Annotated in this window: 2 protein-coding genes; both read right to left on the minus strand. The window is 50.8% G+C overall.

The window, feature by feature from the left end:
* Nucleotides 1-461 precede the first annotated feature (461 nt).
* Nucleotides 462-929, minus strand: a complete 468-nt coding sequence (locus WH50_RS25180) for a PA2169 family four-helix-bundle protein (RefSeq protein WP_110190165.1) — start codon at nt 927-929, stop codon at nt 462-464.
* Nucleotides 930-1,307: 378 nt separating this feature from the next.
* On the minus strand, nt 1,308-1,511 hold the full coding sequence (locus WH50_RS25185; protein WP_110190167.1) for a hypothetical protein: 204 nt from the start codon (nt 1,509-1,511) through the stop codon (nt 1,308-1,310).
* Between the last annotated feature and the right edge of the window lie 322 nt (nt 1,512-1,833).

Genomic DNA, 1,833 nt, shown 5'->3' on the forward strand with positions numbered 1-1,833 from the left:
CAGCCATCCTGAACCGCTTCACGCAGCTTGGGACACCGATGACGGTGCGTATGCCATAAATTCGTCTGGGGAAAGGGGCTTTGTAAGCTGTGCTCTATTTATGCAACAAAGCCTCATCTACCTATTATGACAAATGTCATCTGTATTGATGGTGGTCAATAAAAGAGTGAGATCGTCAGGCGAAAGAAAAAGTGCTGATAGTGGTGTTTTTGAAAAAATTACTCACATTGTTTTATGCCAGATCAGAGAAGGAGTATGCAGAAAAAAGCCGGAGGATCGAGTATTGAGATCAGAGCAGAAGGGAGAGGCGCGTAAAAACTGAAGGTGAAAAAGTGGGAGAAGAGCAGACTGATACGCTCCACTTCTTTATGAGGTATCAGTCTTGGCTATAAGTTGTGAGGATTTACTGGCGATCTTAAGGTATTGCCCTGCCGGCAAAGAAGGCAATAACTAATAGACCGTCAATGGGCGCGAGCACGCAGGTCTTCACCAATTGACTTCATGCGGTCATGTGCCAGCTGGATGGAGGCCAGGTGTGAGCCAAGCTGGCGGGCCAGAGCAGGGTCCTGCAAGCTTCTTACGGCTCGCTTCAGCTCTCCCAAGGTCTGGTTTTCGGTTTCCTCCAGTTGCTGGATAAACACGTGATCCTGAGAGTGGCTGAGTCGTGCCCGAATGTCGGTGTACCACTGTTGCAGCGTTCCCTTCAGGGTGCCGGAGTGTACCGGGCTGCCGTGCCGCTTATGAACTTCGTTGCTGAGCTGTTGAATGGCTTCGGAGCGTATCTGGGCTTGCTCCCGGAATATCTGCCTCAGGGTAGCGCTTTCCGCCTCCTGGGCTGCGTGCTGGTAGAAACTGCGGCCATCTTCGCAGACGGCCAACACCCGGTTCAGCACGCTGAGTTCGCTGGTTTTCTCGTCATTGATCAACATAACTGACTCGCGTGAATTAGGGGGTGATTAATCCGCTTTCAGTCTGCCGGTGCGGGACTAAGAAGCCGATCACGAATGCTCGAGCAGGATGAGATCGCATTTCGCGGTATCCATCGCCCCTGTTGGTCGTCCTGAAGGGGCAGTTTGGAGCCTGTCGAGGGCCATCCTGACGAGGTGTGCTCATCGATGCTGTGATAGATAAACACTCAGGCTGGTATAGCAAACAAGGCAGAATGCGTGCCAATAGTTAACTTATTGAAATATATGAATATATTATCTATTTGGCAGCGGAATGAGGGGGGCTGTCTAAACTTTTTATAAAAGAGCAGGCAGATTTTACAGGGTGAATCATCTGCTTCTGCCTGCTGCTGAGCCTGATCAATAACGCAGTGCTGGCTGGCTGGCAGTGCCTGATGTGGAACTGCTGTCAGAGCCTGAACTGCCGGTGCCTGAGCTGTCAGTAGCGGAGCTGTCGCTGGTCGGTGTGGCATCGCTGCTGGTAGCGGGTTGGCTGTTCATATCCAGACAGCCGCTGAGCAATAGAGTCAAAGATACAAGCAATACAGGCAGGGTAGGGCGCATGAGGAACTCCAGAGATACAGATAGATGCAGATAGATGTCGATAGTTGAAGCGCTTGCAGCCGCGCTGCCAGCTGCAAGTAAGGTGTTCTATTCTGCCCACGGCTATCTGTGGCGGTGGTTTGCGGACGCTACGAATCGTGTCTGTTGGTAACAGAAATAAGAGCGTGTTCACGCTCTAGCAGGTCGTTGAAAATCTATCTGCGTTGCCGAATACCGCATCAAAAACAGGCTCAAAATGCTCATTTAGTTCACTAAACTCCGCTTTTTCGCCTGTTTTTTCCTTGTCTCGACTGCCTCGATAACGTTTTTCAACAGCCTGCTT

It is taken from the genome of Pokkaliibacter plantistimulans (genome assembly GCF_003194385.1).
Classification (GTDB): domain Bacteria; phylum Pseudomonadota; class Gammaproteobacteria; order Pseudomonadales; family Balneatricaceae; genus Pokkaliibacter; species Pokkaliibacter plantistimulans.